Genomic DNA, 7489 nt, shown 5'->3' on the forward strand with positions numbered 1-7489 from the left:
ATAAATAATTATAATGACAGAGATGTCGTTCTGTCCGTTCTTTCTAACAAAGAGCAGCTTCGGACTAGCCATCCCTAACCTAAAGAGCCCTCTATCGCCATAATAGCGAGGAGGGCCCTTTGCATCTTCAAAGGTTATTTGCTTTTGTTGTAACGATCGTAGGCTGTTTTGTATGTTTTCAAATATTGATCAACGCCCATGTTGTTAACCGTGGTCACATATTTATCCCACTCATCGAAGGAACTGGCGCCGGTAATGAATTTCGACTCCATCTCGCCGATATACGTTTGAATATCTGAGCCTTTCGTGCTCATATACTCGTTCTCAGCATCGGTGAAGTTGAAATTGTACCACAGATCCTTAAGCGCAAATGGCTGCGCCTTCTTACCCGCTTCAACAGATTCAGGCAGCGTCTCAGAGCCTTTGAAGTATTTCTCCTGCACATAACCTGGGTAGCTTCCCCCCATCCATGTTACATACTTCGTTAACGCTTGATCCATTGTCAATCCGGCCGGATTTTTCTTAATCTCATCGACATATTCAAGCTTGCCGTCCGCTGTCTTGGTATAGCTAGTTCCCTCTAGGCCCATAAAGTAGAATTGCGCGCCCTCGTCACTGAAGAAATGGTCCATCCAACGGATCGTGGCTTCGATATTTTTGTTTTTATCTGTAATTACAAAAGCACCCGGCCAGACCATCGGTACTTTAATGTGTGTGTACATTTGATCCCCGTGCGGCCCTTTTAACGCGCCTAGTCCATGAAATCCATCTCCATTAAATTGGGTTTTAGGATTTGGATTGATGGTTGATCCGAGAACATTCTTAGCACCTTTGGCGTAAAGCGCATTGCCATTCTGGGTGAAGATGTCTTTATCAATCAAGCCTTCCGCGTACAGCTTATTGACGTATTGAAGCACTTCTTTATAGTTTTGGGTCAGACGGAAGAAGCGAAGCTCGTTTGTTTTGGGATCCACATCGACGAACTTATGACCTAACCCACGGTTACCTACTCCCCATGCCCCTTTTATTTGATCGATCAATGGACCGATGCCAGTTCCACTGTACGGAATTTCGTCCGCTTGACCGTTACCGTTCAGATCTGTTGCTTTGACGGCTTTCAAATAAGCGTACAGCTCATCAGTCGTTTGCGGCTCCTTCATGTTCAGCTTGTCCAGCCAAGCCTTTTGTACCCACAGCGGCGTACCGATCAACATCGGCAAAAATTCCGGGTTATAAAAGGATGGGAAAGAATAAATATTGCCGTCCGGCATCGTCAGTGCTTTACGTAAGTCCGGGTATTTGTCCATCAGCTTTTTTAAGTTCGGAGCGTATCCGTCGATATAGTCGTTCAGCTTGACGAAGACGCCTTGGCTGCCGTATTTCATCAAATCGGAAGCTGGCACACGGGCAGAATAAAGAGCGTCCGGATAATCACCGTTTGCAAGTGCCAAATTCCGTTTTTCCGTCAAGCTCCCAAAGGGAACAAACTGAAAGTTGACTTTTACGTTAGACATTTTGGCGTATTCCTTCCACACCAATCTGTCTTCAAAGCTGTTGCTGCCGTTCGTATCCGCGAGTCCAGTGAAGAACGTCAGCTCGATCGGCTGCTTGACGATGGGCATACCGGTTTGGTTGACATTCTGCACAGCCGTCTCTTTACCCGCTGCTTGCTTGCTATCTGCTTCCTTCGAACTGCTGCAGCCTGCAGCCAAGCTCACTGCCATGGCCGATGTCACCGTTAATGCCGTTAGTTTAGTCCATTTCATGTGTATGATTCCTCCCGCTCCATATTTTCTCTATATGCCTAAAGGGAGCCTCTCCCTTAAAAGCCTTGTCCGAAATACCACTTCACCCTTTGAGAGCTCCGATCATAATGCCTTTGACGAAATATTTTTGAAGAAAAGGATACAGCAGCAAAATCGGCAAATTAGCCACGACGACAACCGCATATTTGACTGCTTCTTGATCCATGATCGTCTTGGCGTGCGAGCTGTCCCCCACATTGACCATGTGCTCCATTTCCCCCTGTACGAGAATTTCTCGTAAAATGAGCTGCAGCGGATACAATCCACGATCGGTTAAATAAATCAAGGCATTGAAGTACGCGTTCCAATGACCGACTGCATAGAACAGTACCATGACGGCCAAAATGGGCATCGATAACGGCAGTACGATCCGCCACAGCGTCTTCCAATCCGAGCAGCCGTCGATTGACGCAGCCTCCTGAATTTCATTGGGAATGCTTGTCTGAAAAAAGGTGCGCATAATAACAATATTCCAGACAGATACTGCACTCGGTATAACAAGCGCCCAGATCGAATTGAGCATTCCAAGCTGCTTGACCAGCATATAAGCAGGAACAAGTCCCCCGCTGAAAAACATCGTAAATACCATGACGGCAGTCAGGACATTACGTCCATAGAAGCTTTTTTGCGACAGCGGATACGCCGCCATCACCGTCATAACCAGATTAATCGCAGTGCCGACGACCGTGTAGATGATCGTATTCAAGTAACTCCTCAGTAAGTCGTTATTTTCCAATACCTTCGTGTATCCGACGAAGCTGAGATCCTTCGGCCATAGCCACATGTCCCCGTTCAGAACAGTCGCCGGGTTGCTTATCGAAGCACTCAGAACAAATACGAGCGGATACAATACCAGAACGGCGACCACGGCTAGCAGCGCATAGATGACCGCATCGAACCATTTGTCCCCCAAGCTGCGGGTTTCCATGGAACCCCTCCTTTTCACCATAAGCTGGCTTGATTAACCGCCTTCGCGATTCGATTCACCGTCAGCAGCAATATAAAGTTGACGACTGAGTTGAACAGTCCGACCGCCGCTGCGAAGCTGTATTGGGCCCCCAACAACCCGCTTCGGTACACGTAGGTGGAAATTACATCCGAGCTTTCGTTGTTCAATGAATTTTGCATTAAAAACACTTTCTCGAAGCCGACTCCCATCAAGCTGCCTATGTTCAGAATGAGCAGGATAACGACAGTCGGCATAATGCCCGGCAAATTGATGTGCCAAATGCGTTGCAGCCGAGTAGCCCCATCGACTTTAGCTGCCTCATGCAGTCCCGGGTCAATGCCCGCAAGAGCCGCCAAATAGATGATCGAGCTCCACCCCATTTGCTGCCAGACGCCAGACAAGACATAGATGGTTTTGAACCACTCCGGCTTCGTCATGAAGGAAATCGGCTCCCCGCCTAACGCCTTCATAAGCGTGTTGATGATTCCGCTCGTCGGTGATAAGAACATGATAACTAACCCGACAAGCACGACCGTGGACAAAAAGTGCGGAGCATAAGTGACGGTTTGTACGAATTTTTTATATCCCTTATGACGAACCTCATTAATCAACAACGCAAGTACAATCGGTATCGGAAACCCGACCGCAAGCTCGTACAAGCTGATGCCGAGCGTATTTTTGAGCAGCCGCCAAAAGAAATAGCTGTCGAAGAATCGAATGAAATGCTTGAATCCGACCCAGGGACTGCCTCCAATTCCTTTGGTGGCGATAAAATCCTTGAAAGCAATCTGTACACCATACATCGGTATGTAATGAAATACGACAAAATAGACAAGTACAGGCGCTATGAGCACATACAGCTGCCAATGGCGGATGATTGCTCGAATTACCCTGCCCTGACGTTTACGTCCTCCTGACATAGCCGCCATCGCTTGGGTTTGTGCATGTTCCAATCCTTTTTTCCCCCTGTCAAAATTGAGTACAAACCGCAATCGGGCAACAAAATAAGACCCCGGTAAACCAAAAGCAAACAAGCTGTTTCCGCATGAAAACATGTCGTTGTTTTACTTTCGGGTTTTCTCAGAGTCTCCACCCAATCGTGTTTATATAAATTATTGTGAAATCTAACCTTCACCGCTCATCATTCATGGGTGTATCTTGCTTGTCTCATTTCCGAAAGCGTAGTTTAAGCTTACCTCCGTTTCGTTATCGGGATATTATCCGCATGTAAAGAAACGGTAAAGATCTACCGAGCTGTGCAATGGTTTCCTTCTTCAGATATGAAAAGAAAAATCCCGCTTTGGCCTCAAGCCACAAACGGGATTTTTATCGATACTATGTTTTGAGCAATTCGCGTTTACTTCAAAATCAATTGCCCGTCATAATTCATAAAATCATGGATTACCTCTCGATTATGCCTTTCCCAAAATTCGTTGTGGGAAGACAACGGTAACTCATGAAGCGGAAAAAACCTGGCATCCGTGCTCTCCTCTGTCTCCGTTAGTAAAGTCCCAGACCACTCGTCTACCCTGAAGCAAAATTCAAACAGTTGACCTTTCTCGCTTAATCCTTCGGGCCCGGTGTAAATAGAGAAAAGTGTAGCCGAAATGACGTCAAGACCTGCTTCTTCCTTCACCTCTCTTTTCATACAATCATAAATAGATTCCCCCGGCTCTATCGAACCTGCTATCAGTCCCCACGAATTAGTATGCTTAATATTAGGTTTTCGTCTTTCGATAAATAAGATTTTTCCTTCGTTATCTCGAATGACCGTCTTAATAGATGGAACGATCAACGGCAATTTACCATCAACCATTGTACGTAATTTGTAGATATAATGCTCTTCCCAAGGTATAGACATAAGTACCTCACTCCTTGAAATGGATATAAATCAGAAGCTCAACGCGATGCTATAAAATAATGTTTTCTTCTTTTAATTAAAAGAGAAAACTCCACCGCACTTAGGGCAGAACGCATATCTCATAGCTTCGCCCCTCCATTCCAATTGTTCCATTAACCGGATTGTATCTCCACTTACTCGAATCTTCCAATATTAAGTTAAGCTTTCATTCATCTATTATTGAGATTATTAATGAATCCACACACCAAAAAAGGTAAAAGTAGGGAATCGTCGAATAAGAAAAATATCTGCAAATTCATCCCATTGTCTGGAGGATTTATGAAAAAAATCTGTTTTTTGCTTTTGATTATACTGCTTTCCATTTCAACGTCTACATATGCTTACGAACGTTCGAACGACCCTGCGGGCTTTAAACGGGTATCGTTTGAAATTAACGACTATTTCGGCGTAAACCTGCCTAATGGGCAAGGAGGAACTTATTATTTTTCCATGGCTAACGGGCAAGAAGACATAAGGACAACAGACGGTGAAATTTACCGTGTAGTGATTGGGGCCGATAATATTGACGGTAATAGATTTATAGCTGAATACGATAATGGTTCAGAAGAAGAAATCGCAATGGATGATAAGAAAATCGGGTATTTGCTATTACCAGGAGGATCGGGCATTAAATCTTTAAAAATCCGCGTTGAATCAAGTGGCAGCACCAGGCTGCGGGCTTATTGTTTTTCTTATCGAGTAAATACAAGTAAGGAAAACCAAGTGTTTTCCTTCAAAAAGGATTGGCCACGTATGTACTCAGAAAAATGAGGCGAGTGGAGCGAAGGGGTTATGCAGAACGAGCCTAAAAAAGCAACCCGGCCTAATGCCGTGGTTGCTTTGTCGTTGCCGATAATTCAGAAAGGATCAACAACGAATTACAGCGTTTTCCGCATAAACTCCATAATATACTTTTCCTTAAAGCCAAGGCTGTCATACAAACTTCTGGCATAATTCCCGACGACACACCAAAGGTTAACGGTTGTGCTGCCACGCTGATAGATCTCGTTGCATAAATACATAACAAACTTTCTTCCGATTCCAAGCCCCTGAAAGTCTGTACGGACGGAAATACTGCTAAGTTCATTACCACTAAGGTGGCTATAAGCGACGATTTCCCCATTTATTTCGTAGACAAAACGGTTTTCCGCATCCTCTTTCCATGCTCTTCGTTCTTTTTCACTGGGCTGGGCAATCACAGAATCAGGAAAGCATCCGACGCGGACGCGCATTTCATGAAAAGCTGCGGCATACAGCGACTGACTAGCAAGATAGTCTTCGTCTGTATACAGCCTTACCGGAAGTTTCTCTAATGCAAAGGTATCGCTGGTTAACTGCATGTAAGATGATGAAAAATATTTATCATAACCGAGCTTGTACGCAAACGCAAGAGATGATTGATGACCGGCACGAAAGGAACTCCTGATTTTTTGGGTTCCGCCTGCCCTCAATTGGTTTTCAGCATGCATTACCATTGCAGAACCGATTCCTTGCCTGCGAAACTGTGGATCGACGAACACAGTCAAATAGGTCTGTGAAGCTGGCTCGTTCACTTGGGCCAGTGCAACAAGCTTATTCTCAATAAACGCGGTAATAAACAGTTTCGGTTCTTCAACAAGCACCCGAAGGATGTTTTCACCCGCGTCGACGTCATAGCCTAATAATTCTCTCGCGGCATTATAATCTTTTTCACTGAAGTGTTCGTATCGGATACCTAATAGGTTCATCAGCCTTTGAATTCCTCCGTTTTTATTGAGGCGTAGTAGAACTATTTCTGTTTATTTTCGTTCCATTATGGTCACAACAATTGAGGTTTTAATTTAAATTTCTTAAGCCATAGTTCCCGCTAGCGGAGAAGAAAAAAAGAGGGACTATCTCAGTGGGTACATAAGATTAATATTTTTCTCGTTTTTTAACCCGTCATAGTAACAATAATTATGATCATTCCCAGCAGTACAAAGGATCCGCTTGCCTTTATGCTTTTTTACTGCATTTCTAATACGTTGAATCATTATTTGATTTCTGCAAATCCAATGTACATTGGTTGAATCGGGGCTGACTTGATAAAGCCAATTATACCTTTGTTTAGTGAACTCATCATACTCTAATGAATTGAAAGGAATAGGACATTGACTACCGATAAATTTTGCTTTTTCCTCTAATTCAGATAGTTTCTGCTTTAGATCGTTACTTTGGGCTTCAGTAAAATTAATAAATGGAGCAAAATTGGACCAGATATCGAGTTCAAACCAATCAACCGGAATAAACTCTATGTTGTTCTCCTCAATCAATGGAAAAATCAGTTCCCAATACTCACTAGCTGGTTCTCCCCTATATCCCTTGTATGTTGTATCCTTTAGATACAATTCCCAGCTAGAAGGATGCACTTCACCACAAATAACATCTGGAGAAAATTCTAAAATCAGCTTTTTGTAAAATTCCAATGTACAGTTATACTTTTGCCGCATAGCTTCATTATGTACCATTCCTAGAATACCTACAGTTGTATTCAAAATAGCTCACCCGCAATTTCAGTAAATTCCATATTTTATATTAATAATACATTCGTTGTATACTATTAAACTCCTTTTTTAGAAGATTACTGCCCATTAGCACAACACGGCTGCCGATCGATGCCGTCAGCAGCGCTTTAGGCTTTTTGTTAAACTATCGTACCCGTCCCTCGGTTTTAAGGGTTTTTCTCACGTAAACTCAGTCATTCGCAGGATTTCTCACGTTGGAATCTAGTGGTCCGTAGGAAATAAAGCATTTTTACCCGTAAGGTTAGTGTTTTGGGCATGCGGAAATAAAAGAAATGAACGCTTTGGAACATTT

General features: G+C 43.7%; 7 protein-coding genes. 1 reads left to right on the forward strand and 6 read right to left on the reverse strand.

Going from position 1 to position 7489, the window contains the following annotated elements:
* Positions 1 to 134: 134 nt before the first annotated feature.
* The 4 genes from BP97_RS0113920 to BP97_RS36235 form a co-directional block, all read right to left on the reverse strand.
* Positions 135 to 1766, reverse strand: a complete 1632-nt coding sequence (locus BP97_RS0113920; protein ID WP_028549651.1) for a type 2 periplasmic-binding domain-containing protein — start codon at positions 1764 to 1766, stop codon at positions 135 to 137.
* 82 nt (positions 1767 to 1848) lie between these two features.
* Positions 1849 to 2733 carry a carbohydrate ABC transporter permease gene (locus tag BP97_RS0113925; RefSeq protein WP_028549652.1) on the reverse strand — a complete coding sequence of 295 codons (885 nt, stop codon included), beginning with the start codon at positions 2731 to 2733 and terminating at the stop codon, positions 1849 to 1851.
* Positions 2734 to 2747: 14 nt separating this feature from the next.
* Positions 2748 to 3683: an ABC transporter permease gene (locus BP97_RS0113930; RefSeq protein WP_028549653.1), complete on the reverse strand. Its 936-nt coding sequence runs from the start codon at positions 3681 to 3683 to the stop codon at positions 2748 to 2750.
* Between the two features lie 428 nt (positions 3684 to 4111).
* A complete protein-coding gene (locus BP97_RS36235) occupies positions 4112 to 4615 on the reverse strand; it encodes an NUDIX domain-containing protein (protein WP_051620567.1) in 504 nt (167 codons plus the stop codon).
* A 318-nt stretch (positions 4616 to 4933) separates the two neighbouring features.
* Here BP97_RS36235 and BP97_RS0113940 point away from each other — a divergent pair, with 318 nt between their 5' ends.
* Positions 4934 to 5425, forward strand: a complete 492-nt coding sequence (locus BP97_RS0113940; RefSeq protein WP_028549654.1) for a hypothetical protein — start codon at positions 4934 to 4936, stop codon at positions 5423 to 5425.
* Between the two features lie 107 nt (positions 5426 to 5532).
* On the opposite strand, the gene BP97_RS0113945 is transcribed toward BP97_RS0113940, so the two are convergent.
* Both BP97_RS0113945 and BP97_RS39675 read right to left on the reverse strand, forming a co-directional pair.
* Positions 5533 to 6381 (reverse strand): GNAT family N-acetyltransferase, encoded by an 849-nt coding sequence (locus BP97_RS0113945; protein ID WP_028549655.1) that lies wholly within the window; start codon positions 6379 to 6381, stop codon positions 5533 to 5535.
* A 144-nt stretch (positions 6382 to 6525) separates the two neighbouring features.
* Positions 6526 to 7167 carry a hypothetical protein gene (locus BP97_RS39675; protein ID WP_231506294.1) on the reverse strand — a complete coding sequence of 214 codons (642 nt, stop codon included), beginning with the start codon at positions 7165 to 7167 and terminating at the stop codon, positions 6526 to 6528.
* Between the last annotated feature and the right edge of the window lie 322 nt (positions 7168 to 7489).

It is taken from the genome of Paenibacillus sp. UNC451MF, from assembly GCF_000686845.1.
Taxonomy (GTDB): domain Bacteria; phylum Bacillota; class Bacilli; order Paenibacillales; family NBRC-103111; genus Paenibacillus_S.

Coding starts and splice junctions, on each gene's coding strand:
- BP97_RS0113920 (WP_028549651.1), bottom strand. CDS start 1,766: ATGAAATGGACTAAACTAACGGCATTAACGGTGACATCGGCCATGGCA.
- BP97_RS0113925 (WP_028549652.1), bottom strand. CDS start 2,733: ATGGAAACCCGCAGCTTGGGGGACAAATGGTTCGATGCGGTCATCTAT.
- BP97_RS0113930 (WP_028549653.1), bottom strand. CDS start 3,683: ATGGCGGCTATGTCAGGAGGACGTAAACGTCAGGGCAGGGTAATTCGA.
- BP97_RS36235 (WP_051620567.1), bottom strand. CDS start 4,615: ATGTCTATACCTTGGGAAGAGCATTATATCTACAAATTACGTACAATG.
- BP97_RS0113940 (WP_028549654.1), top strand. CDS start 4,934: ATGAAAAAAATCTGTTTTTTGCTTTTGATTATACTGCTTTCCATTTCA.
- BP97_RS0113945 (WP_028549655.1), bottom strand. CDS start 6,381: ATGAACCTATTAGGTATCCGATACGAACACTTCAGTGAAAAAGATTAT.